Below are 22,780 nucleotides of genomic sequence, written 5' to 3'. Positions count from 1 at the left end.
CTTATCTTCTCTTGTGCTGGGCGAAACGGCAGGTAGGCTCTATGGTGGTAAATGCCGACGAAGCAAGAACGCTGCGCCATTTCCTGGAAAGCGCGCCCATTGGTGCGGTTTTCGATGAAAGCGATCTTGGCGCGCTCGCCGTTCTGCCAATTTCCTCCAAAACCTACGCGCCGCACACGGTGGTGAGCAGTCAGGGAGACTGGGCCAACTCGGTTCATATCATAAAGAACGGCTGGGGTTGCATCTATCGTGATCTCCCCGAAGGCGATCGCCAGATCCTCGATTTTCCGATGAAAGGCGACTTCCTGGGTTTTCGAACGGGGCTCGGCTTCAACTACTATACCCTGATCTCGGTTACGGAGCTTTCCGTCCTAGAAATTTCTTTGGACCATCTTACCGAAAGCCTGCTCAAATCGCCCCGCCTCGCCATGACATTTATGGAACTGATGGCACGGCAGCGAGCCATCCTGATTGAGCATCTCATCAGCATCGGCCGTCGGAGTGCGCTTGTACGCATTGCCCACCTTCTGCTCGAACTGGGCCACAGGGCCCGGATCAACGGAACCGGCGATGAAAACAGCTTTTTCTGCCCGCTGACGCAGAGCGAACTTGCCGATGCGCTGGGGCTGACGCCAATCCACATCAACCGAATGCTGCGCGAACTTCGCGAAGACGATCTTCTGATATTCCGCAACAATGAGGTCGAATTTCTGAACCGCTCGGCGCTCGTTCATATATCGAGCTTCGACGAGCACTATCTGACCATGGAAATTTTCCCGCGAGTCCGGATCAGTCGCTGAGTTAATCAGCCAGAATGTGATAGCGACCAACGACTTGTTGTAACAAAAATCTTGATCCAATTCCCCTTTATGCATTTCGGGTACCACCCGGTTTAGGCACTCATAATCACGGATTATTAAGTGCATAATCGGCATGTCGGCAGGCTGAAAATAGAACTATTCCCCCCGGTGATTGAAAGGCCACCACGGTCGAGCAGTTTATCAGGGATAATTGATGCATAGGTTCAATGGTATAATGAGAAACGCATCAGTTTCCGGCGAGCATCTTTGCAAGCATGAAGCCCGAGCCGGCACCCGTTCCGGCACCGGGCCAGGTGGAGGCACCGCACATATACAGCGACCGGACGGGCGTCTTGTAGCGCGAATAACCCGCAATGGGGCGGAACAGGAAGTTTTGGTCGAGATGGTGTGATCCGCTCAGATTGTCACCACCGATAAGATTGGCATTCTCACGTTCAAGGTCTGCAGGCGAAAAGACCGAGCGAGCGCGGATCATGCCGTTAATCCCCGGCGCATAGCGCTCGAGGATTCCGATGACCCTGTCGGCATAGGCATCCTTCACATTGTTCCAATCCCTACCGGCGATCTCACTGATCGCATCACCCTTGATCTCTGCTGGGAGGACACGCACCTGTACCCAAAGAACATGCTTGCCTTCCGGGGCACGAGATGGATCGACGGCCGTTGGCTGACCAACGACAAGTGCTGGCTCTCCAGGCAGCAATCCATCCATAGCTTCCGAGTAGACGCGCGCCATCATGGCGAGGTCCGGGGCAATATGGACATAAGCGAAACGCTTGAGCTCAGCGCCCGCAGTCCAGTTTGGCAGCTCGTCCATGGCAAGATGGATCATCATGGTGCCGGGTCCGGCACGAAAAGCTTTTGTCGCCTTATGAACCTTTTGCGGGATGGCTGATTGGGACAGCATGTCACCGCCAAACAGCACTTTGGGATTGAGATTGGCAATCACCGCCCGTTTCGCATTCAAGGCGCGTCCATCGGACAGAACCACACCCGTTGCCCTTCCGGCCTTGTCGAGGCTGATCTTTTCGACCCGTTGACCAAGAATAAGCTGTCCACCGTTCTTCTGCAGGAGCCCCACCATCGCGCGAATGATCGTATCGGCTCCCCCCTTGCCGATGACCATGCCGAACGCCTGGTTGGCCATTGACTCAAGATAGGGAAACAGCGCTCCGCCTGCGACGTCAGGCGCGAAATCAAGATGCAGCCCCCAAGCCGCCATCATGGTTTTGAGTTTGGAACTTTCGAAATTGGCGTCAAGAAAATCACGTGGCGTCGCCAGCAGAAGCTGCGCGATGCGCCAGAGATTATCCATGCCGAGCGCCCTGTAGGCTTTCCAGACCGTCTTTGCTGTGGCCAGTGACGGCATCGGCGAGCCAAGCAAGCCGAAAATATGCGGCGCATTGCGCTCGAAATCGGACAGCATTTCCGCCCACGCCTTAGCATCGACAGGCGACAGTTCTGCAATCTTGGCATTCGTTACGGTCACGTCGCTGGACACGCCGAGATGCGTGCCGTCGCGAAAGACGCTGGCAAAACAATTTTGAGCGGGTACGAACTCGAGACCTTGCGCAGCCAGGTCTGCGGCGTAGGTTGCGTGAAATGCCGATCCAGCGAACATCGACAAGTTCATGGCAGCCCAGTCATGACGGAAGCCCGGCTCCGTCAACTCCAGGGTCTTTACCGCCCCGCCGGGAGACGCCGCTGCCTCCACAACAGCAACGCGCCAGCCTTTTGACGCCAGGTGCACCGCCGCAGCAAGGCCGTTATGCCCTGCACCTACGACGACAGCATCGAACTCATTGTCGTGTCCACCCATTTTGCCCCCGTTATTTTCAAATGCATATAATTGCGCAACTCGATGTCGGCAGAGCTTCTGACGTCTCAGGTCGAAATCAAGAGGCCTCCGGGAATACTGAAGACTCGAGAAGACCGGATACGTCGAAAAATTCAACTTTGAGAGCAGGCATTTCGTTGCATTCACATATGGTTTCTTTTAAGCTTCAAGGAAATTCATATCAAGCTTTTTCAAGAAGCGCATGAGGGGAAGTCCATGTCACAGAATTCTATGTTGGATTTCAGGGAACAGGCCTATCGATACTCGCAGTGTTGACCAAGTAATCGATACAAGGCCAGCGTGGCGGGGCCTACCGGCCATTTTCAGGGGAGCGACAACACATGGCGACACATGACTATATCGTGGTCGGCAGCGGCATTAATGCACTGGTAGCCGCTGCCGTGCTCGGCAAGAAAGGCAAAAAGGTACTGCTGCTCGAGCGCAACGACCAGCTCGGCGGCTGCCTGCGTACTGAAGAGATCACTGTACCGGGCTTCCGCCACGATGTCATGGCAACCACTATGGTGTTGTTCCTGACCTCGCCCGCCTATGGCGCGCTTGGCAAGGATCTGGAGGCCCGCGGTCTCGAATTCGCCCATACCGACCTGCCGACGGGCGTTGTGCTGGCCGACGGCAGACATGCGATCCTCACCAAAGACCGCAAAGCCAATATCGCGGCCTTCGACGCGCTGGCCGACGGCGACGGCATGGCCTTCGCCCGCGAGATGGACCGGATGGGTGCAGATGCGCCATTCATGTTCTCGCTGCTTGGCGGCTCGCTCTGGTCCGGTGGCATCTTCAAGACCATGCTGAAGGAGGCGTGGAAGCGCGGCCCCCGCAATCTCGCTGCATGGTTCGGCGAGGCGCTCGTCAACGGACGCCATCATCTCGAAACCACCTATCGGTCCGACGTGATGCGCGGGCTCTTTGCACCCTGGGTGCTCCATTGCGGCCTCAATCCGGAAAGCACCTATTCTGCGGCAATGCTCCGGGTCATCGGCTTTGCCATCGAACTTGCTGGCTGCCCGATTGTCAAAGGCGGCGCCGACAATCTCGTCAAGGCGTTCGCGCAACTCATCACGGACCAGGGTGGCACCATCCGCACCGGCGCGGATGTGGAGACAATAGTCGAAGACCACAACGGCCAGGCCGCGGGTGTTCGGCTTGCCAGTGGCGAGGTTCTGCAGGCGAGCAAGGGCGTCATTGCCTCTGTCACGCCCGGCCAGCTCTATGGTCGCCTTCTGAAGAACTCGGGCAAACCGCTGCCCTCAGCCGTTGCGGATGGGCTACAAACCTATCGCTATGGCAAAGGCAACATGCAGGTTCACTACGCACTGAAGTCTCCGCCACGCTGGAAGGGCGGCGAGGAGCTGTCGAAAGTGGCGTTATTGCATCTCACGCCCGGCCTCAACGGCGTGTCCCGCGCGGCCAATGAGTGTGATCGCGGCATGTTGCCAGCGGTGCCAACCATTTGTGTCGGTCAGCCGACCGCGCTTGACCCCTCCCGCGCACCTGAAGGTCAGGCGATCCTCTGGCTGCAATTGCCCGAAACCCCGCGACACATCGAAGGCGATGCCGCAGGAGAACTCACCACGCCCGGCGATGGGCGCTGGACTGACGAATTGCGCGAACAATATGCCGACCGTATCGAGCGTATCCTCGCCCAGCACATAGACGGCTTTGCCGAAACGGTCATCGCCCGCAAGACCTATTCGCCAGCCGACCTTGAAGCGATGAATATGAACCTCGTCGGTGGCGACCCCTATGGTGGCTTCTGCGGCGTCGATCAATTTTTCATCTGGCGTCCATTCAAGTCGTCGGTGAATCACCGCACCCACGTGCCCGGTCTTTATCATATCGGCGCATCGACCCATCCCGGCCCGGGATTGGGAGGCGGCTCCGGCATGTTGCTCGCGTCCTCGCTGAAATAGGATTGCGATATGACGGATGGCTAATTGGGGCATGTGAAAACCACATCTAAGACTGCATCATTGAACACATGCAGAATCATATTTCTTAATCTGCATATGCCTCAGATCGCATTTATGGACATTTCAAGCCCGCGCTCACGCCAGCGAGCGCGTGATACCGACAAAGAAGCAATATGCATAGGCATATATTTCGACTTAAAATTGCTATCGGAATGTACAATTCGCTTGCCAGCCAATCGGCGCTATTTTAAGATTAAAGTATTCCGAACAATAAATATCCTGGCGAGTGGGGGAACACTCAAAAAAGCCGGGATCAGGGGAACGCGGAGCAAATCATGACTGAATTCACCCGTCGCCAGGCGTTGGGTATGGGCGCTGCTGCCTTTTTTTCAAGCATCCTGGCCGGACGCGTGCCGGTGCAGGCAGCGGAAACCGACACGCTTACCATCGCTTTCAACGTCAATCTCCCGTCCTTCGACCCGACCGTCGGTCCATCGGCGGTCAATCCGACCATCCAGGCAATTTACCGCTCGATCTTCGACCAGTATATCGGCCAGGATCCCGACCTCAAATTTGTCCCGGGCCTGCTGACCGCCTGGGGCTGGAACGATGACAAGACCAAAGTCTGGATGGATGTTCGCGAAGGCGTGACCTGGCACGATGGCTCGCCGTTCACCCCGGAAGACGTGGTCTGGGCGCTGGAGCGTGCCGCCAACGACAAGACCGGCAACCCGATCCAGTTCGTCTGGTCCACAGCCGGCAACTACAAGATCGAAGGCAACAAGATCACCGGCGATGTGCTCCGCTTCGAGCCCACCTATTTCATGTGGATGGCTTTCCTCACCGGTTACATCCTGCCCAAAGCCTACTACGAAAAGGTGGGCGCGGAAGGTTTTGAGAAGAAGCCCATTGGCACCGGCCCCTACATGGTTGACGCCTATGAAGGCAACGCCTTCCTGCGCCTCAAGGCCAATCCCAACTATTGGGGCGGCAAGCCAGCTTTCGAAACAGTCATCTTCAAGTTTGTGCCCGATGGCACCAGCCGCGTTGCCGAGATCGAGTCCGGCTCGTCCGACGTCACGCTGGAAATCCCCTATGAGGAATTCGACCGCCTGAAGGAAAAGGCAGGTCTGGCAGGCGTTGCGACTCCAATCTCCGATATCGGCATGATCTTCCTGAACAATATTGAAGTTATGGAAGACAAGAATGTGCGCCTGGCCGCCTGTCACGCGATCGACAAGCAAGCCATCGTCAAGCGCCTGCTGCGCGGCTATGGCGTACCGATCGATACGCTCGAAGCGCCGGAATATTCGGCCTACGATCCGTCTATCAAGGTTCCCTACGATCCCGAGCTTGCCAAGAAGCTGCTGGCCAACTCCGGCTATTCGACCGACAAACCAGTAAAGTTCAAGATCCAGACCACGCGGGGCCTGAAGCCGAAGGACTACGAAATGGTTCAGGCCATCGTGGGCATGTGGCGCAAGGTCGGCATCGAAGCCGAGATCGAGGTCTACGAGATCGCCAAGCATTATGAGCTGCGCGCCGCCGACCAACTTGCGCCCGCTGCCTTCTACAACTGGGGCAATGCAATCGGTGATCCGACCACCTCAACAGGGTTTGCCATGTTTGGCCCTTCCCCGCACTCGGTGTGGAACACGGATGACCTTGATGGCATGATCGCACCGCTATGGGGTGAGAAAGACGAGGCCAAGCGCATCGCCGGCTGGAAAGCTGTCTGCAAATATATTGCGGAGCAGGGTTACGTGCTGCCATTGCTGCAATACGCACAGCCTATCGTCTACAAGTCGACGCTGAAGGCCATTCCGAACGTTTCGGGCGCGCTGCAGCCGACACTCATATCGAGGGCCTGATTGCGCGTTGGCGGGGCATCCAGTGTCCCGGCCTTCCACTGCTTGATTTGTGTCCGGCTTATCCAGCCGGACACGCTCGCATAGCGTCTTTGTCTGCCTGCGTAAGGCTCCATACTCATGCAACTGCTTGCTCTTTCAATCCTGAACCGTCTGGTTCTCGCGGCAGTGACTCTGTTTGGGGTCGCGGTCGTGGTTTTTGTCCTGCTACGCGTCGTTCCAGGCGACCCTATCGCTATGATGATTTCGCCGGGCGCTACCCCCGAACAGATCGCACAGCTTCGCGCAAACTATGGACTCGATGGCAGTATCTTCAGCCAGTTCCATATCTGGCTCACGTCACTGCTTTCAGGTGATTTCGGCACATCCATTTCGCTGCGCCGCAATGTTCTGGAACTGCTTTCAGAACGCCTGCCGGCAACCCTTGAGCTCGCCTTCGCCGCACTGGTCTTCGCCATATTGCTCGGCACCGCCGTAGCCATTGCTGGCACTCTCGCGCGCCGCACGCCGGTCGAACCGGTCATCGATACCGTCAACGGGGTGGTCCTTGCTGTGCCCGACTTTGTCTGGGCACTGGCGCTTGTGCTGATGTTGGGTGTGTTCTTCCCCATATTGCCTTTGTCGGGACGCATCGATCCGAGCGTACAAAGCAATTTTGCTACCCCCTTCTATCTGTTCGAAAGCCTGCTACGCCTGCGCTTTGCACAGTTCGCCGACATCGCCTCCCATATGACCATGCCGGTTCTCGCGCTCGGTTTGCCGCTCGCGGCGATTATCGCCCGCGTGCTGAAGGAAGCACTGCTTGAAGCAATGGTGCAGGACTATATCCTGCTCGCCAAGCTCAAGGGCATGTCCTCGCTGCGGCTGGTGCTGCAGGAAGCGCTACGCAATGCCATTGGCCCGACCATTGCACTGACCGGCGTCCAGTTCACCTTCCTGATCGGCGGCACCGTCATCGTCGAGCGCATCTTCGCCTATCCTGGCATCGGCAATATGGCCATCGACGCCGTCATCAACCGCGACTTGCCGCTCATTCAAGGACTTGTCCTGGTCTTCGGCGCGCTGTTCATTGTCATCAATATTCTGGTTGACGCACTCGTCGCCGCATTCAATCCGAGGCTGCGTCATGGCTAAGTCACTGCGCGCGGCGCTTTCCGAACCCAAGGTAATCCTCGGCGGGGGCTTTATCCTCTGTCTGTTACTGGTCGCCATCTTCGCACCCTGGCTCGCTCCAAAGGACCCGCTCGAACAGGACCTTATGCTCGCCACTCTGCCCCCCGCAGGCTATGCAGGCACCGAACCCGGCTACTGGTTCGGCACCGACGATCTAGGCCGTGACGTGCTTTCGCGCCTGATCCACGGCACGCGCATCGCCCTGCTCGTCGCCTTCATCGCCGCAGGACTTGCAGCACTTGTCGGCACCGCGCTTGGATTGCTCGCTGGCTGGTATCGCGGCTGGGTGGATGCCGTCATCTCGCGCCTCGTCGACATCTGGATGGCCTTCCCGCCGGTCCTGCTATCAATCCTGCTGGTCGCGGTCTTCGGCGCGGGCGTTCATTCCGTCATCGCGGCCATCGTCATCATCGACTGGACACGTTTCTGTCGCGTCGTCCGTTCGGAAACCATGGCGCAGGCGCAGATGGACTACGTGACGGCAGCGAAAGTTCTCGGCTTCTCCCGCTTCAAGATCCTGATCGGCCAGATCCTGCCAAATGTCGGTCCTGTCCTGATCGCGCTCATCAGCCTGGAAATGGGCATCGCCGTAATCGTCGAAGCCATTCTTTCCTTCGTCGGCCTTTCCGTCTCCTCCGACACGCCGACATGGGGCGGTATGATCGCGCAGGGTCGGCAGATCATCTATCAGGGATGGTGGGTGCTGGTGGCACCTCTCATAATGCTTTTCCTGACCGTTCTTGCTTTCAACCAGCTCGGCGACGGTCTGCGCCGCGCCCTTGACCCGATGATGCGCCGATGACTGCACCCCTTCTCTCCATCAACAACCTGTCGGCGGTCTCGGATCGGGACGGCGGCGCGCCCGTTCTTCGCGACGTCGCCCTGACGCTCGAGCGTGGCGAGGTCCGAGGACTCGTCGGGGAAAGCGGCGCCGGTAAGTCGACCATCGCCAAGGCACTGCTTGGCATCCTGCCGCGCACGGTCCGCATTACCAGCGGCGCCATCGATTTCGAGGGCCGTGACCTGCTGACCATGCCTGCACCGCAATTGCGCCAGATCATGGGCAGCGAGATATCGCTGATCCCGCAGGATCCCCAGACGGCACTCAATCCGGGCCGTCGCATCGAGGCACAGCTCACCGATGGCTTGCGCCTCAAGCGCGGCCTGTCGAACAAGGCTGCCCGTGAACGCGCGCTGACCTTGCTCGAGGAAGTGCATATCCGCGATCCCGAGCGCGTTCTGCGCGCTTATCCCCACGAACTGTCGGGCGGCATGCGCCAGCGCGTACTGATTGCCTCTGCCTTTGCGCTCGAACCCAAGCTCGTGATCGCGGACGAGCCGACGACTGCGCTCGACGTTACGGTGCAAAAGCAGATCCTGCGTCTTATTCGCGGCATGCAGCGCGCTCATGGCACGGGCGTGATATTCGTGACGCACGATCTCGGCGTCGTCGCCCAGATTTGTGACAGCGTAACGCTGCTCTACTCCGGCAAGGTGATCGAGCAGCGCAGCACCGCCGATGTCCTGCAGCGGCCCAAACACATCTACACGAAAGCCCTAATGGCAGCCGGCCCGCGCTACGACCGCCCAGATGCTGGTCTCGAGCCGGTACCGCAATCGGTGTTCGAGCAACTGCGCGCAGAGATCGGAATAACTTGATGAGCAACATGCTTCTCACAGCCCGCAGCATCGAGGTTGCTTACGGTGCAGGCGGACTTTTCAGCAAGTCTGCTGGCCACAAGGTGCTGCATGGCGTCGATATCGACATCGATCGCGGTGAGACGATCGGCATTGTCGGCGAATCCGGCTCAGGGAAGACGACACTTGGCCGGGCGTTGCTCCGTCTCGTCGATACCTGCGCCGGTGAGATTTGTTTCGACGGACAGGATATAACCCGTCTGCCTGATAGCAGGATGCGACCGCTGCGTCGGCGCATGCAGATGATCTTCCAGGATCCCATGGCGTCGCTCAATCCACGCCACTCCATCCGTCGTATCCTGGTAGAGCCAATGCTGCTGCACGGCTTGGCCGCCAGCGCAACGGAGGCTGAGGCGAAGGTACTCAGGATTCTCGACCGCTTTACCCTGCCCAATGCCGTGCTCGGCCGCAACGCCCACGAACTCTCGGGCGGCCAGCGCCAGCGAGTGGGTATCGCCCGCGCCGCCCTTCTCGAACCGGACTTTGTTCTGGCCGACGAAATCGTCTCGGGCCTCGACGTCTCTACCCAAGCGCAGGTTCTCAACCTGATGAAAGACCTGTCACGCGATATGGGCCTGTCCATGGCTTTCATCAGTCACGATCTGAGCGTCATCAGAGCCATCTGCGACCGCGTCTATGTGCTTCGTTTCGGCAAGGTAGTGGAGGCAGGGCCCTGCGAACAGGTATTCGCCAACCCGAAGTCAGCCTATACACGCGCGCTGCTCGACGCGATTCCGCTGCCGGAAATCGACCCGGAATGGCTAGGGTCAGAACCTATTAGAGCATAATCCGACCGGAGTGAAACGAGGACGATCAAGATTATGCTTGAAATAGAAGAAGTTAGAGCGCCGATCTGATCCAATCAGATCGAAACGCGCTCTAATGTGGTGACAATGGTGTGAAGTCATCCGTTTGGATACAAGGAGAAAAGGCGAAGGAAATGTTGTTCATTTTCCAACCTTTTCGACGCTGTAGCCAAGCGGATGGACCACATCCTTCGGACACTGAAATGCCAAGACTGATCTTTGGCGATCTGCCGCGTCGGGTCACTCGCCAAGATGAGACTTGGGGGAACCACCCCGTTCTTCGCGTCTCTCCTTGCATATACAGAAACCCCGTTCCGATGGAGGAGCGTTTTTTCAGTTCGCTGAACCAATCGGGCCTTATAACAGGGCGCTGAGATGCTAACGCCTCACGCCCTGAAAATGCTCAATCGCCGCACAGGCTAATACCAAATTTCCTTCTTCAACAGTTCGTCAATTGCTGCGGACTGGAATAGTTGCTTCCTTCGTCCTAGATTCAGGATACGCATCAAGGGAGCGCACATCATGACTTACAAAAAGAATCCGGAAGCGATTGCGAAGCTCACGCCGGAGCAATATCGCGTCACGCAGGAAAGCGGCACCGAGCGCCCCGGAACCGGCGAGTATCTCTATAACAAGGAGCCGGGGATCTACGTCGATATTGTTTCTGGAGAACCGCTGTTCGCCTCCGCCGACAAATACGAGTCTCATTGTGGCTGGCCCAGCTTCACCAAGCCGATTGAACCTGCCAATGTCGCGGAACTGAGCGATGTCTCACATGGCATGGTGCGAACGGAAGTGCGCTCGGCGCATGGTGACAGCCATCTGGGACATGTCTTCCCCGATGGCCCGGTCGACCGTGGCGGCCTCCGCTACTGCATCAATTCGGCATCGCTCCGTTTCGTTCCGAAAGAACGGATGGAGGCGGAAGGATATGGTCAATATCTCGATCAGGTCGAAGATATCGGCTGATGTCTGCTTCATGTCCGCTTCAGGCCCGGACTGGTTTCGGGTCTGAACGCTCTCCAAAGATAAAGGCGACTTTGGCAGAAGAAACAAAAAGCTCCGTTTGTATTCTCAATCCCGAAAATGTCGCGCCACCCATAGCAGCCTATTCTCATCTGGCCATCATCGCCGGATCGGCGCAATCAGAGCTCAAGGCCGAGATCGAAGGCACGGCGGCATGAAGTATTTGAAATAAAATACATGCGATATAAAATCAATTTACATTCAAATTAACTGATCCACAGCCATTCCGCAGGGCAAATAAGTAAGACTTCTTTCTGTCGCAATGATCATTAATCTGATCCGGCGCACCGCTTCGGCGGAATCAGGCAAATGCGCAGCCTCGGTATGATTATGCTATCACCACACATACCGGGGCTTTCCGGGGCTTTTGACCAGCACACACCGCATAGACCACTCCATTCCGGACCGCTTTCCTGCTCGACTAGGTAAATCACCTGACATAACGGTTGCAATCGCCGCGTGAATTCTATTGCAAATAGCGGGTAATTATATTCAATATACTGTCCTGCTATTATAAAATGACGGATTTCGATCACGTAACGTTTTGGGAGGCGGCTTGGACAGCGCGGTTGGAGCCTACCGGATCTATTCCGAGAACGAGTGCGCGGAAGCGCCGGCACTCGACTGGCCCTATATTTGCGCCCTGCATCTGCTCCGCAAACCCGTTGAAAACGCTATTTCTGAATTTCTCGCTTTCGTCGGCAATGCATCGCAGGCTGACCGGGCATGGATGATCGAATATGCGCCTGATCTTCTGCGGTTTCGCAATACGCATGAATGGTGCAAAGGCGAAACGACGGCCTATATTTCCGAACTTCAGGAAGCTCCCACCACATTGATTGCTTGGCTGCATCGCTATCTGACTGAGGGACAAGCCGTCGCCGTCCATGATGTCAGAGGCCTGCCGCGCACTGCACGCCTCATTCAGGCAGAATTCCTGCGGCAGGGAAATCAGAGCATTTTGAGCATACCGGTCTTTTACCAGGACCGGTTGCGGGGGATCATGGGCTTCGACACGACGGTGGAAGCCAGACGCTGGTCACGCGCTGAAATCAAAGCCATGTTCCAGTGCGCCAGTCTGATCGCCCAGGCCAAATATGCGACGCTCTATAATGAGCCGGTGTCGGACGAAGAAACCGACCCGACATCGGTGCTTTATGTCAACAAACGCGGGGTGATGCGCGGAATTTTACCTGAAGAAATCGTTGGGGTGCGTTCGGCGGGCAATTACAGCGAGATATGGCTTGGCGACGGTTCCACGGTTTTCGACTCCCGTCCGCTCGGCATATGGGCAGGTATTCTGCCGCCAAGCACCTTTTCCCGTATTCACCGCACGACGTTCATAAATGTCGTGCACGTCTTGGACATAGACCGAAGCATGACCGACAAATGGCTGGTCAGGATGCGTGGCATTGATCAATCGTGGCCGGTCTCGCGATCCTATCGGAAAGCACTGCGAGAGCGTTTGGGCTTCTAGTCTTTATTTCGCCTTACTTTTGTCCGTCCGTCGCCACAAAATATGATGCGAAATGCGCGTACTTTCGCCCCGCAATTCCCGTTTCAGCACCGAACAGGCTCAAATCCCGGATTTGCCTCAATTTAAAAACGGTGCTCACGACAAGTCGAGATGTGCCTTGAGCGGCATGTCGTCATGAATGGAAACCGTCTGCCTTTCGATCATGCGATGGACGAGCGGCGGCTTGTCTCCCTTGTGCAAGGCAAGCAACCGTTCCGACACTTCCGCATCGGCCTGGGTCCGGCGCTGGTTGTGGCGGACATACTCGACCCAGGTCGGCACGTGATAACTTTCCGTCCAGGTTTCCGGGTTCTCCAGATCGCGCAGCAATGCCCATTGCCGGGCACCGTCACGGATACGCATACGGCGGCGCAAGGCCATGGCGGAAAGGAAGGCTGGAACATCTTCCTGTGCGATCTTGTAGTCGACCATGATCATGATCGGACCACTACGCGAACGCAGATCCAGCCGAAGCTGCGGCTCGCTGAAACGGTTGAGCGGATCGAGATTGAGGGATTCAAACTCGGGCTGCGGAAGGAGAAGACCAATCAGCGCGCCGAACATCAATACGACGGCGGCGGCCAGAAGCGCGCCCGGCACGCCATATTCGTCCGCGACAGAACCCCAAAGCCAGCTACCCGCTGCCATCCCGCCAAAGGTTGCGGTCTGATAAAGCGCCAGAGCGCGCCCCACCACCCAGCGCGGTGTGGAAAGCTGCACGGTGACGTTGAACAGCGACAGCGCCAGAACCCAAGAAACACCGGCAGGCAGCAGGAAAATGCAGCTCAGCCACATATTCCGGCCGATCGACAGCAGGGCACAACTGATTGCAAAGGCCACGAAAGCACCCCGCACCAGCCATTCGTTTCCGAGAATCTCGCGAAGCCGGGCGCTAAGCAACGCGCCGCCAATAGCGCCAAGTCCGAAGAAACCCAGCATGATACCGTAGGTGAGCGCTGTTCCATGGACGAGATCGCGCGCGACCAGTGGCAGAAGCGCCAGAATGACAATAGCGGACAAGCCGAATAGAAAGCCCCGGAACATCACTTTCAGGAGGTTCGGCGACATGGCGACATAACGCAGCCCCGCCACCATGGCCGGCCCGAGCGTTTCGCGCGGCAGGGTGGACTTGACCGTTTCCGGCTTCCACCGCCACAGCGCCAGAATGAGAGCACAATAGCTGAACGCATTGAAAATGAAGGCAAAAGCAGCACCCGCCGCCGCAACGATGATGCCGCCGATGGCCGGGCCGATACTGCGCATGAGGTTGAAGCTCATGCTGTTGAGCGCCACGGCTGCAGGCAGATCGGTGCGAGGCACGATGTCCCCCATCGACGCTTGCCATGACGGATTGTGCAATGCCCCGCCGCAACCGATCAGGAAGGTGAAGCTGAGCAGCATCCACGGCGTGAGAATGCCAAGATAGGCAAAAGCCGCCAGCGCGACCGAAATGATCAGGAGCAAAACCTGCGCGGTCAGCATGATGCGGCGACGGTCGAAATTATCGGCCAAGGCCCCGGCAGCAACTGAAAAGATCATGACAGGCAAGGTGGTCGAAGCCTGCACCAGTGCAACCATATCGTCCGAATGGGCGATGGTTGCCATCATCCAACCCGCACCGACTGTCTGCACCAGACCACCGAGGTTGGAAACCAATGTTGCTGACCAAAGCGCCCGAAATGTTTTGTATTGGAAAGGCGCCAGGGGGGAAAGTCTCTGCGGCACCGGACGACCTCCCGTTCCATCTGCCTAATTAAGCGGATACGTGAATCTCTCCCTAGGGACAAGGGGTTAAAACCAAAACCAGCGGAGAACTTCTCCTCTATTGAGGCTTCCAAACAGTTTTTCTGCTGCAATTGACTCCGCATCCTAAATAGGTAGACTGGTCTACCTAATCATTCAGGCAAAATAAAATGAGCGATCCTGCAACGACAAGCTCAAGACCGGCACGCGAGCGGCTTTTAGAAGCCGCAGCGGAACTGTTTTACGATGAAGGCATTTCGGCGACCGGAATCGACGCGATCATCCAGCGCGCAGGCGTGGCGAAGCAGAGCCTCTACAACAACTTCGCGTCCAAGGCAGAGCTGGTGGCCACCTATCTGGAGCATCGCCATGCCGAATGGCTGGGCCTCTATGACAAGCGACTGGAAAAGGCAGCAAGCCCGATGGACGGGATACTGGCGGTGTTCGACGCCTATCGCGACCACGCGGAGTTTGCCTATGAACATGGATTTCGCGGCTGCGGCCTGCTGAATGCGGCAGCAGAGTTGCCGGCTGGCGATCCGGGTCGTGAGGCGGTGAGAAAACACAAGGAAGAGGTCGAGGGCCTGCTTGTGACACATCTCACCGGCTTAATCCCCGACGATCCGCCTCGGGTCAACCAACTGGCCGCGCAGCTCTCCTTCATTCTCGAAGGAGCAATCATGCGGGCTGGCCTTGAAGGCAACAGTGCGCGTCTTGGCGAGGCCAAGGCGATGGTCGCGACGATTTTGAAGTCTGTATAAAATGCAATCATCGAAAAGCTATCTTCTGGGAGTGACGGCCATCATTGTCGCTTCCACCATTTGGGGCACGACCGGCACCGCAGCAACCTTTGCGCCCGAGGTCGGCGCGGCTGCGATTGGCGCCGCAGCCATGGGCCTTGGCGGACTGGCACAGGCGGCAATCGCCTGGCGCGGGCTAATCGCCTCGCGAAAGGCACTTGCCGATCGATGGCGCATCCTCATACTGGGCGCGGTCTGCGTCGCGATTTATCCCCTCGCCTTTTATGCCTCCATGCGAATGGCCGGTGTGACCATCGGAACGGTCATTTCGCTTGGTTCCGCCCCGCTTCTTTCGGCAGCAATCGAGTATCGGCAAAGCGGCTTTCGCCCTTCGCTGCGCTGGCTGGTAGGTGCGACGGTCGGAATTATCGGCATGGTCCTGCTCAGCATGTCGGAGGGCGGCGGCCATGCTGTGTCTGCAGAAGGCTCCACACTCATGGGTGCCTTGGTCGGGTTGGTGGCGGGCTTTACCTATGCTCTTTATTCCTCATGCGCGCGTCAGCTCATGCAGGGCGGCATATCATCAACAACCGCCATGGGCGCAACCTTCGGCATAGGCGGTCTTCTGCTGATGCCGGTTCTGATCGCAACCGGTGGGCCGTTTCTCGCCTCATGGAACAATGCGGCTGTGGGTCTATACATGGCCTTCGTGCCAATGTTCCTCGGCTATGTCTGTTTCGGCTACGGGTTGAGCCGTGTTGAAACAAGCGTGGCGACGACGATCACGCTGTTCGAACCGGTTGTCGCCGCGTTTTTCGCGGTGGTGATTGTCGGCGAGCGCCTTTCCGCCCTCGGCTGGTTTGGTGTTCTTCTGGTCGTCATCTGCCTTGTCTGCATCACCATACCAACCCGCAGTCAAAAGACTGAGATAGAAGTGCCCGAACCATCAACCTGATGCGCTTTTCAACCAAGCTTTGACGGCATCAACCGATTCCGGATGGCGCGGCTTTCGAAGGGAAACCGCATAGAAATCTGCGCCCACCCGCAACTCTGTGGCCAGCGGCTGAACGAGGCTGCCCGACGCAACTTCCTTTTCCACGAAGAAACGGCTTGCCAGTGCCAGCCCCTGCCCGGCAATCGCCGCATCGATGGCAAGTGACGTCTGGTTGAAGCGAATATTCTTCGGCGAAGTCGACACGCCGCCCGGAAAAGCCTTTTCCAGATAGCGCGGCCAGAAATTATGCGCATCGTGTAGCAGCGGATAGTGCTCCAGATTTTCCGGCAGCCCCGGATCGCCAAGCCTGCCGACAAGCACCGGGCTTGCCACAGCAACGATCACATGCTCGAAAAGCAGCTCCGCATTCAGCCCCGGACCGAATGGCGGCTCGCCGTAGCGCACCGCCAGATCGACAGCATCGGTCTGGAAATTGGCGACCTTGTCACTGGCAACAATGCGCAATTCTATATCAGGATGTGCACGCGTGAATTCGGCCAGTCGCGGGATCAGCCATTTCGATGCGAATGTCGGCGTCACGCTGATGGTCAGGTGCTGCGGCTCGGGTCGCAGCATTTCGGTCGCCTCCGAAAGCAGGTCGAACGCGCGCCGCACATTGGCAATGTATGCACGAGCCGGTTCGGTCATGACCAGCGTACGGGGTTGGCGTTCAAAGAGTTTCAGTCCAAGCTCTGCCTCAAGCCCGCGTATCTGCTGGGCCACCGCCGCCTGCGTCACGCCAAGTTCTTCGGCCGCCAGCCGGAAATTCAGATGCCGTGTGACGACTTCGAACACACGCAGACCATTGAGTGAGGGAAGTCTTTTCATGAATCGAACCGAATAGATTTTCTACTGTATAACGTTACGCATTTTCGTTCGTCAGAATAATGGCTATCCGCTATAACGTCAAAGAATGGTTATTAACAGTTGCCCTCCCGCGCAACATTCCGGAAAAAGGAACGCATCATGACAATAGAAAAAGTAGCGATTGTAACGGCCGGCGGAAGCGGCATGGGCGCCGCTGCCGCGCGCAGACTGGCGCAGGATGGTTTCAAGGTTGCAATCCTCTCATCTTCCGGCAAGGGCGAAGCACTGGCCGAGGAACTGGGCGGCATCGGCATCACCGGTTCGAACCAGTCGAATGACGATCTGAAGCGCCTTGTGGATGAGGTTCTGGCAAAATGGGGCCGTATTGACGTGCTGGTGAACAGCGCAGGCCACGGCCCGCGCGCGCCGATCCTCGAAATCACAGATGAAGACTGGCACAAGGGAATGGACACCTATTTCCTCAATGCGGTTCGCCCGTCCCGTCTGGTCGTACCGACGATGCAGAAGCAGAAATCGGGCGTCATCATCAACATCTCGACCGCATGGGCGTTCGAGCCGAGCGCCATGTTCCCGACTTCGGCGGTGTTCCGCGCCGGGCTAGCCTCTTTCACCAAGATTTTCGCCGACACCTATGCAGCCGATAATATCCGCATGAACAATGTTCTTCCGGGCTGGATCGACAGCCTGCCGAAGGTGGAAGAGCGCCGGGCAAGTGTTCCGATGCAGCGCTATGGCACGAGCGAGGAAATTGCTGCGACGATCGCCTTCCTCGCATCGGATGGCGCCGCCTATATCACGGGCCAGAACCTGCGCGTGGATGGCGGTCTGACCCGCGCAGTTTAAACTATGACTCGACGGTGAGCCGCCGCATGGCGGCTGCCGTTTCCTCATTGGCGGGAAAGAAGGTTTCGATCACCACTTCCGACAGCGTGATATCGACGGCGGTACCGAATACCGTCGTCGCGCTCAAAAACTCCAGCGGACCTTCGCGGCTTTCGATCCTGAGCGGAATGGCGACCGGATTATCGGTGACAGTTCCGCCACCCAAAGATGCCGCGCGCGAGGGGACCGGATAGGATTTCAACTCATCGAGAAGTGCTGCCAGTCGCGAATCGGCGGAGTTGTCCGCATCGCGGGCAAGGCGTGCAAGAATATGGCTGCGCCATTGCCGGAAATTCAGGATGCGCGGCGCCAGCCCTTCCGGGTGCAGACTGAGGCGAAGTGCGTTCACCTCCCCCTGCAGAAGATGGTCTGCCACGCCCTCGGTAAGAACGCCCACTGCCCTGTTCGCCAAAAGCAGGGTCCAATGCCTGTCTATGGCAAGGGCAGGATGTGGGTTGTGCCCGTGCAGCAGGGCTTCGATCACGGTCCGCGCGGCGGCAAATTCCGGCGCTTCCAGCCCTCGTTCGCCGTGAACCGGGGCATATCCGGCAGCAACAAGTATCCGGTTGCGCTCCCGCAGCGGTACGTCCAGATGCTCGACCAGACGCAGAACCATGTCGCGACTGGGCGCAGAACGCCCAGATTCCAGAAAACTCAAATGACGCTGCGAAATCTCGGCCTCCACCGCCAAGGAGAGCTGGCTGAAACGGCGACGCTGCCGCCATTCCCTGAGAAGCGACCCGACTGTCTGTTGCGTTCCGGTCATAAGCAGTCCGATCCCTCCGACAATTTGCTCCGCGCGTCATGGCTGGCAGATGCATTCTGGAATGCGCTGCAAAATTCATAGCAACAATTACCTCTCACGTAATCGACCCCAGAACGCAACACGGCAAATATGCAGCCAGCCCGAACAACGGGAAGCCAACATGAAAGGTCGATAGGATGAAAAACGCACTTTCCATAATTGCCCTCAAGCCACTTGTCGCCATCGACGCCATCACCTGCGCCGCGATGGGTGTCGCCCTTGTCGCAGCCTCGGCACCGGTCGGTGAACTGACCGGAATTCCCGCAACATTGCTTTACTGGGCAGGCGTGCTGTTGCTGCCGATAGCGGCCTTCATGGCCTGGGTATCGCAGATCGCAAGTCCACCGGCATGGGCGGTGAACTTCATCATTCTCGGCAATGGCGCATGGGTAGCAGCCAGCCTTTTCCTGCCTGTCGCGGGGATGATTGCTCCCAATCTGTTCGGCTGGATCTTTCTCGTTGGTCAGGCCGCGGCGGTGACAGCGCTTACCGGGCTCGAAATTCGCGCCAGCCGTATGCTTCAAGCTGCATTCTGATCGAACGGGGATATCAAATGACCGCTTATGCAATCGCACAGCTTCGCAATGTCCGGGTCAATCAGGGCATTGTCGATTATCTGAAAGCAATCGATGGAACTCTGGCACCATTCGACGGACATTTCATCATTCACGGCGGACCGAAAGATGAACTGGAAGGTCTATCGCCGGACGATTTGATCGTCATCGCTTTTCCCGATCTGGCGACGGCGCGCAACTGGTATGCCTCACCCGCCTATCAGGCGATTATCGAATGGCGCAGGCAAGGATCAGAAGGAGAGGTGTTTCTGATCGACGGCGTCGATAAAGATCACCGCGCCGCCGATATTCTATGAAGCCGAACCAATCCGGCGACAGTTTTCACACTGTCGCCGGATTTTCCGGTCAGGCCGAATAACGTTTGGTGCCATCCATCCACGTTTCGCTGACCTTGATCTGGCTGATCTTCACATCCGGCGTGGTTGGATCTTCTTCCAGAATGGCGAAGTCAGCAAACTTTCCGGTTTCCAGCGAGCCGATCTGATCTTCCATATGGCACTGCCAGGCAGCATCGATGGTGACGGCGCGCAGCGCTGCATCCACCGGGATACGTTCTTCAGGGAAGAACACTTCGCCACCTTCGTTCATTACGCGGGTGACGGCATCCTCGACGTAACGAAGCGGTTCGATCGGCGTCACGTTCCAGTCGGAATGAAGCGAGATCTTGAGGCCCGCCGCCAGAGCCGACGCACATGGATCGTAGAAGCGCGCACGCTCCGGCCCCAGAAGACGGTCGCGGAATGCCTTGCCCCACCAGCGCACATGGCCGATCAGGAAGGATGGTGAAAGCCCCATCTCCTTCATGCGCGCCATCTGGTCCGGATGGAAGACACTGCAATGTTCGATACGATGGCGCAGATCGCTGTTCGAAGACTTGCCGAGGACAGATTCATAAGCGTCCAGAACCATGTCGATCGCAGCGTCGCCATTGGCGTGGACGCCAACCTGCCAGCCGCCTTCATGCGCCCGACGAATGACTTCCGTCACCTGCTCGAGACTGTAGTTCAGGGCGCCGCGCGCATCGGTGCCCAGATAATTCTCGCGCTGATAGCCAGTCTGCGCCTGATTGGACCCATCCGCCCAGGCCTTGATACCGTCGACGCGGAAAAGGTCGTTACCGCGACCGGGTTTGATCCCTTCCTTCTCCCATTCGTCCATGATCGTTGACACAAGCATGCCGCGATAACGCACCGGGGCCTTACCCTCACCCAGAACCGCATCAAGGATTTTCAGGTCCTGCGCACCGGCCATGATGCCAATGCCGCAATCGTGCAGCATGGTGCAGCCGACGGAACTTGCGTGATCGAGAAAACGCTGGACGCGCCCAACCATATCTGCTGCCGTTGGAGACGGCATGGCGCCAAGGAATTCCTGTTGCGCCGCCATTTCTTCCAGACGCCCGGTCAGGTTGCCATTGGCATCCTTCACAAAGCGCGCGCCGGATGGATCAGGCGTTTCGCGGGTGATGCCAGCGGCCTTGAACGCCGCACTGTTGGCATAGGCGATATGGCCGTTGCTTTCCTGCATGAAAAACGGATTGTTGGGCGCAAGGGCATCCAGTTCGGCCAGTGTCGGAATTTTGGCGTCCTTCGTGATGCTGGCATCGAACTGCTGCGCGCGCACCCATTCACCCGGCTTGGCGTCAGCGACGCCTTTCTGCAACTTCGACCAGACGGTCGCGTAATCCGGCGTCGTGATCGGGCTGACGTCGATCCAGTCCTCGAAAGCCGTGAACACGAAATGCATATGCGGATCGATCAGGCCCGGCATCAAGGTGCGGCCCTGAAGGTCCACCACCTGCGCTCCGGAACTGACAGCCGACTGAACATCATCCAGCTTGCCGACCGCCAATATCTTATTACCCCGAGTGGCAATCGCTTCGGCACGCGGTGCCTTGTCATTCATGGTGAGGATCGTTCCACCCTTGAAGATGATATCGCCAGCAGGCGCTGCAGCCTGCTGCGCAAACGCCATACCCGGCGAGGAACAGGCAAAGGCCGAAGTCGCGGCGGCAGCGCCCAGATATTTCAGGAAATCTCGCCTGGAGGCCGTGGACCGCAGATAGGCCACCATACCAGGATTACAGGCTATACACATCCGAATACCCCTTCATTACCGCCGAAGTAAAACATCATCGATCAAGTGATGACTAAATTTAGTACCAATATTATATTGCAACAAAATTATAAATTATTAAATACATATCATTATTATGTTTATTAGGCATTTCTAAATTAGATGTTTACTGTACTGCGAAATCAATGAACCCAAGATGAATTATTACAACCTCAGTGGCATTTTTTATCTTCCTGATTTCATGTGCTCGCAATTTTGAACAGCGGCACGAGTCTCGTAAAGACACCGGTCAGCAGCGCAATCCCATCGAACCACGCATAAAAAAATCCGTCGAAAATCGACGGATCCTACAAAGTCAGTCACTATTTCACGACCGACGGTCAGCCGCGTTTGGATTTTTTCCGCGCCTGCTTGGCCTCGTTATGCGCAATGGCGGCTTGAACGAGCGCGATGAACGCATTTTCGTTGACCTCTTCACCTTCGCCTATATCGAACGCCCGGCGCGTATTGCCTTCAAGACTGGAGTTAAAGATCCGGGTCGGATCTTCAAGCGCTGCGCCATTGGCAAAAGTGAGCTTTACAACCTTCTTGTAAGTCTCCCCGGTGCAAATAATGCCGTCATGCGACCACACGGGGACACCCCGCCATTTCCATTCTTCGATGACTTCTGGATCAGCCCGTTTAATAAGTGCACGCATTCTGGCAAGCGTCTCTCCGCGCCAGTCGCCGAGTTCGGCAATACGCCCATCTATGAGCTGAGAAGCATCGTCATCGCCTGCCATGAAATTCCTCCCTCTAGCCAGAGCGCGTTTCGATCTGATTCAATCAGATCGGTGCTCTAACCATTTTTTTGACGCGCATCTTATCCCAAAATCGTTTCACATTTTTCGGGATACACTCTACATTTTCTCGCCCGGCAACTGGCTTGCCTGCCTGATCCAGTCCGCGAGCTGGGCTTCGTCCACGTCGTCCTGCTCATGGATGTGGACGTAACGCGTGTCCTGACTCTTGGATTCGACCGGCGGCATCGGCTTCAGCTTTGCACCGCGAAAAAACGCAACCTTTATATATTTCTCGAAGCAATGATAGCTGAGAAACCAGCCCTCTTCCTTCATGCCATAGAACGGAGAATTCCATTTGACCGCTTTATGAACATCGGGAACCGTGCGCACGATAAGAGCGTCGAGGCGGCGACCTGCTTCGCTTTTCCATCCAGGCATGGCCGCGATATAGGCCTGAACCGGAGCATCGCCCTCACCCTTGGCGATCTGGGGATTGCCGCCCGATAGAAGCACCGGGCCATCGGGTTTTTTATCGGTCATTCAGTTTCCTCCGCAAAGCGCCTCTTCCGCCATCCCCTCATTGACGCGACCATAACACCTCATTTTGTATAGGACCAAGCTTTGGGTGACGGGACAGAGCAATAGCCGTTTCGGTCCGGACCATATCGAACCAAAGCAC

Annotated in this window: 22 protein-coding genes; 15 read left to right on the top strand and 7 right to left on the bottom strand. The window is 57.2% G+C overall.

Annotation, left to right across the window (positions count from 1 at the left end):
- Nucleotides 1-41 precede the first annotated feature (41 nt).
- Complete coding sequence (locus FIB18_RS12970) at nucleotides 42-800, top strand: Crp/Fnr family transcriptional regulator (RefSeq protein ID WP_140021115.1); 759 nt, start codon at nucleotides 42-44, stop codon at nucleotides 798-800.
- 247 nt (nucleotides 801-1,047) lie between these two features.
- Here the strand turns inward: FIB18_RS12970 and FIB18_RS12965 are convergent, their stop codons facing one another.
- Nucleotides 1,048-2,640 (bottom strand): phytoene desaturase family protein, encoded by a 1,593-nt coding sequence (locus tag FIB18_RS12965; protein ID WP_140021114.1) that lies wholly within the window; start codon nucleotides 2,638-2,640, stop codon nucleotides 1,048-1,050.
- A 359-nt stretch (nucleotides 2,641-2,999) separates the two neighbouring features.
- Here FIB18_RS12965 and FIB18_RS12960 point away from each other — a divergent pair, with 359 nt between their 5' ends.
- From FIB18_RS12960 to FIB18_RS12920, 9 genes are all read left to right on the top strand, one after another.
- Nucleotides 3,000-4,589, top strand: coding sequence for a phytoene desaturase family protein (locus tag FIB18_RS12960; RefSeq protein ID WP_140021113.1), 1,590 nt, complete (start codon nucleotides 3,000-3,002; stop codon nucleotides 4,587-4,589).
- Between the two features lie 335 nt (nucleotides 4,590-4,924).
- Entirely contained in the window at nucleotides 4,925-6,460 is a 1,536-nt protein-coding gene (locus tag FIB18_RS12955) for an ABC transporter substrate-binding protein (RefSeq protein ID WP_140021112.1), read from the top strand.
- Nucleotides 6,461-6,583: 123 nt separating this feature from the next.
- On the top strand, nucleotides 6,584-7,591 hold the full coding sequence (locus FIB18_RS12950) for an ABC transporter permease (RefSeq protein ID WP_407921858.1): 1,008 nt from the start codon (nucleotides 6,584-6,586) through the stop codon (nucleotides 7,589-7,591).
- Complete coding sequence (locus tag FIB18_RS12945) at nucleotides 7,584-8,432, top strand: ABC transporter permease (RefSeq protein WP_140021110.1); 849 nt, start codon at nucleotides 7,584-7,586, stop codon at nucleotides 8,430-8,432. The genes FIB18_RS12950 and FIB18_RS12945 overlap by 8 nt, the downstream gene beginning before the upstream one ends.
- On the top strand, nucleotides 8,429-9,289 hold the full coding sequence (locus FIB18_RS12940) for an ABC transporter ATP-binding protein (protein ID WP_140021109.1): 861 nt from the start codon (nucleotides 8,429-8,431) through the stop codon (nucleotides 9,287-9,289). Before FIB18_RS12945 ends, FIB18_RS12940 begins: the two co-directional genes overlap by 4 nt.
- Nucleotides 9,289-10,116 carry an ATP-binding cassette domain-containing protein gene (locus FIB18_RS12935; protein ID WP_140021108.1) on the top strand — a complete coding sequence of 276 codons (828 nt, stop codon included), beginning with the start codon at nucleotides 9,289-9,291 and terminating at the stop codon, nucleotides 10,114-10,116. Before FIB18_RS12940 ends, FIB18_RS12935 begins: the two co-directional genes overlap by 1 nt.
- Nucleotides 10,117-10,656: 540 nt before the next feature.
- Complete coding sequence (gene msrB / locus FIB18_RS12930; RefSeq protein ID WP_140021107.1) at nucleotides 10,657-11,103, top strand: peptide-methionine (R)-S-oxide reductase MsrB; 447 nt, start codon at nucleotides 10,657-10,659, stop codon at nucleotides 11,101-11,103.
- A 71-nt stretch (nucleotides 11,104-11,174) separates the two neighbouring features.
- On the top strand, nucleotides 11,175-11,318 hold the full coding sequence (locus tag FIB18_RS25195; RefSeq protein ID WP_235894890.1) for a hypothetical protein: 144 nt from the start codon (nucleotides 11,175-11,177) through the stop codon (nucleotides 11,316-11,318).
- Between the two features lie 398 nt (nucleotides 11,319-11,716).
- On the top strand, nucleotides 11,717-12,637 hold the full coding sequence (locus FIB18_RS12920; protein WP_140021106.1) for a LytTR family transcriptional regulator DNA-binding domain-containing protein: 921 nt from the start codon (nucleotides 11,717-11,719) through the stop codon (nucleotides 12,635-12,637).
- Nucleotides 12,638-12,772: 135 nt separating this feature from the next.
- On the opposite strand, the gene FIB18_RS12915 is transcribed toward FIB18_RS12920, so the two are convergent.
- Nucleotides 12,773-14,401 carry an MFS transporter gene (locus FIB18_RS12915; RefSeq protein WP_140021105.1) on the bottom strand — a complete coding sequence of 543 codons (1,629 nt, stop codon included), beginning with the start codon at nucleotides 14,399-14,401 and terminating at the stop codon, nucleotides 12,773-12,775.
- A 188-nt stretch (nucleotides 14,402-14,589) separates the two neighbouring features.
- On the opposite strand from FIB18_RS12915, the gene FIB18_RS12910 reads away from it, so the two are divergent.
- Nucleotides 14,590-15,180: a TetR/AcrR family transcriptional regulator gene (locus FIB18_RS12910; RefSeq protein ID WP_140021104.1), complete on the top strand. Its 591-nt coding sequence runs from the start codon at nucleotides 14,590-14,592 to the stop codon at nucleotides 15,178-15,180.
- A 1-nt stretch (nucleotide 15,181) separates the two neighbouring features.
- Nucleotides 15,182-16,114 (top strand): DMT family transporter, encoded by a 933-nt coding sequence (locus tag FIB18_RS12905; RefSeq protein ID WP_140021103.1) that lies wholly within the window; start codon nucleotides 15,182-15,184, stop codon nucleotides 16,112-16,114.
- Here FIB18_RS12905 and FIB18_RS12900 read toward each other — a convergent pair.
- Nucleotides 16,106-16,981, bottom strand: coding sequence for a LysR substrate-binding domain-containing protein (locus FIB18_RS12900; protein ID WP_140021102.1), 876 nt, complete (start codon nucleotides 16,979-16,981; stop codon nucleotides 16,106-16,108). The two genes, FIB18_RS12905 and FIB18_RS12900, sit on opposite strands and share 9 nt — an antisense overlap.
- Before the next feature lie 138 nt (nucleotides 16,982-17,119).
- On the opposite strand from FIB18_RS12900, the gene FIB18_RS12895 reads away from it, so the two are divergent.
- Complete coding sequence (locus FIB18_RS12895) at nucleotides 17,120-17,824, top strand: SDR family oxidoreductase (RefSeq protein ID WP_140021101.1); 705 nt, start codon at nucleotides 17,120-17,122, stop codon at nucleotides 17,822-17,824.
- Between the two features lies 1 nt (nucleotide 17,825).
- Here FIB18_RS12895 and FIB18_RS12890 read toward each other — a convergent pair whose 3' ends face one another.
- Nucleotides 17,826-18,629 carry a helix-turn-helix domain-containing protein gene (locus FIB18_RS12890; protein ID WP_140021100.1) on the bottom strand — a complete coding sequence of 268 codons (804 nt, stop codon included), beginning with the start codon at nucleotides 18,627-18,629 and terminating at the stop codon, nucleotides 17,826-17,828.
- A gap of 176 nt (nucleotides 18,630-18,805) precedes the next feature.
- On the opposite strand from FIB18_RS12890, the gene FIB18_RS12885 reads away from it, so the two are divergent.
- Both FIB18_RS12885 and FIB18_RS12880 read left to right on the top strand, forming a co-directional pair.
- Nucleotides 18,806-19,204 carry a hypothetical protein gene (locus FIB18_RS12885; RefSeq protein WP_140021099.1) on the top strand — a complete coding sequence of 133 codons (399 nt, stop codon included), beginning with the start codon at nucleotides 18,806-18,808 and terminating at the stop codon, nucleotides 19,202-19,204.
- A gap of 17 nt (nucleotides 19,205-19,221) precedes the next feature.
- Nucleotides 19,222-19,539, top strand: coding sequence for a DUF1330 domain-containing protein (locus FIB18_RS12880; RefSeq protein WP_071630907.1), 318 nt, complete (start codon nucleotides 19,222-19,224; stop codon nucleotides 19,537-19,539).
- A gap of 49 nt (nucleotides 19,540-19,588) precedes the next feature.
- Here the strand turns inward: FIB18_RS12880 and FIB18_RS12875 are convergent, their stop codons facing one another.
- The 3 genes from FIB18_RS12875 to FIB18_RS12860 all read right to left on the bottom strand — a co-directional run bounded on the left by FIB18_RS12875 (nucleotide 19,589) and on the right by FIB18_RS12860 (nucleotide 22,641).
- On the bottom strand, nucleotides 19,589-21,340 hold the full coding sequence (locus FIB18_RS12875; protein ID WP_140021098.1) for an amidohydrolase: 1,752 nt from the start codon (nucleotides 21,338-21,340) through the stop codon (nucleotides 19,589-19,591).
- A 359-nt stretch (nucleotides 21,341-21,699) separates the two neighbouring features.
- A complete protein-coding gene (locus FIB18_RS12870) occupies nucleotides 21,700-22,101 on the bottom strand; it encodes a DUF1801 domain-containing protein (RefSeq protein WP_140021097.1) in 402 nt (133 codons plus the stop codon).
- A gap of 117 nt (nucleotides 22,102-22,218) precedes the next feature.
- The gene (locus FIB18_RS12860) at nucleotides 22,219-22,641 is read right to left on the bottom strand and encodes a DUF1801 domain-containing protein (protein WP_140021095.1); all 423 of its coding nucleotides are present in this window, start codon (nucleotides 22,639-22,641) and stop codon (nucleotides 22,219-22,221) included.
- Nucleotides 22,642-22,780: the final 139 nt, after the last annotated feature.

Origin of the sequence: Brucella pecoris (assembly GCF_006376675.1) — a bacterium.
Lineage (GTDB): Bacteria > Pseudomonadota > Alphaproteobacteria > Rhizobiales > Rhizobiaceae > Brucella > Brucella pecoris.
The sequence above is the reverse complement of the archived record's forward strand: the minus strand, read 5'-3'. Positions and strand labels throughout refer to the sequence as shown.

Coding starts and splice junctions, on each gene's coding strand:
- FIB18_RS12970 (WP_140021115.1), top strand. CDS start 42: ATGGTGGTAAATGCCGACGAAGCAAGAACGCTGCGCCATTTCCTGGAA.
- FIB18_RS12870 (WP_140021097.1), bottom strand. CDS start 22,101: ATGGCAGGCGATGACGATGCTTCTCAGCTCATAGATGGGCGTATTGCC.
- FIB18_RS12910 (WP_140021104.1), top strand. CDS start 14,590: ATGAGCGATCCTGCAACGACAAGCTCAAGACCGGCACGCGAGCGGCTT.
- FIB18_RS12905 (WP_140021103.1), top strand. CDS start 15,182: ATGCAATCATCGAAAAGCTATCTTCTGGGAGTGACGGCCATCATTGTC.
- FIB18_RS12965 (WP_140021114.1), bottom strand. CDS start 2,640: ATGGGTGGACACGACAATGAGTTCGATGCTGTCGTCGTAGGTGCAGGG.
- FIB18_RS12880 (WP_071630907.1), top strand. CDS start 19,222: ATGACCGCTTATGCAATCGCACAGCTTCGCAATGTCCGGGTCAATCAG.
- FIB18_RS12885 (WP_140021099.1), top strand. CDS start 18,806: ATGAAAAACGCACTTTCCATAATTGCCCTCAAGCCACTTGTCGCCATC.
- FIB18_RS12960 (WP_140021113.1), top strand. CDS start 3,000: ATGGCGACACATGACTATATCGTGGTCGGCAGCGGCATTAATGCACTG.
- FIB18_RS12890 (WP_140021100.1), bottom strand. CDS start 18,629: ATGACCGGAACGCAACAGACAGTCGGGTCGCTTCTCAGGGAATGGCGG.
- FIB18_RS12875 (WP_140021098.1), bottom strand. CDS start 21,340: ATGTGTATAGCCTGTAATCCTGGTATGGTGGCCTATCTGCGGTCCACG.
- FIB18_RS12945 (WP_140021110.1), top strand. CDS start 7,584: ATGGCTAAGTCACTGCGCGCGGCGCTTTCCGAACCCAAGGTAATCCTC.
- FIB18_RS12860 (WP_140021095.1), bottom strand. CDS start 22,641: ATGACCGATAAAAAACCCGATGGCCCGGTGCTTCTATCGGGCGGCAAT.
- FIB18_RS12955 (WP_140021112.1), top strand. CDS start 4,925: ATGACTGAATTCACCCGTCGCCAGGCGTTGGGTATGGGCGCTGCTGCC.
- FIB18_RS12935 (WP_140021108.1), top strand. CDS start 9,289: ATGAGCAACATGCTTCTCACAGCCCGCAGCATCGAGGTTGCTTACGGT.
- msrB (WP_140021107.1), top strand. CDS start 10,657: ATGACTTACAAAAAGAATCCGGAAGCGATTGCGAAGCTCACGCCGGAG.
- FIB18_RS12940 (WP_140021109.1), top strand. CDS start 8,429: ATGACTGCACCCCTTCTCTCCATCAACAACCTGTCGGCGGTCTCGGAT.
- FIB18_RS12895 (WP_140021101.1), top strand. CDS start 17,120: ATGACAATAGAAAAAGTAGCGATTGTAACGGCCGGCGGAAGCGGCATG.
- FIB18_RS12900 (WP_140021102.1), bottom strand. CDS start 16,981: ATGAAAAGACTTCCCTCACTCAATGGTCTGCGTGTGTTCGAAGTCGTC.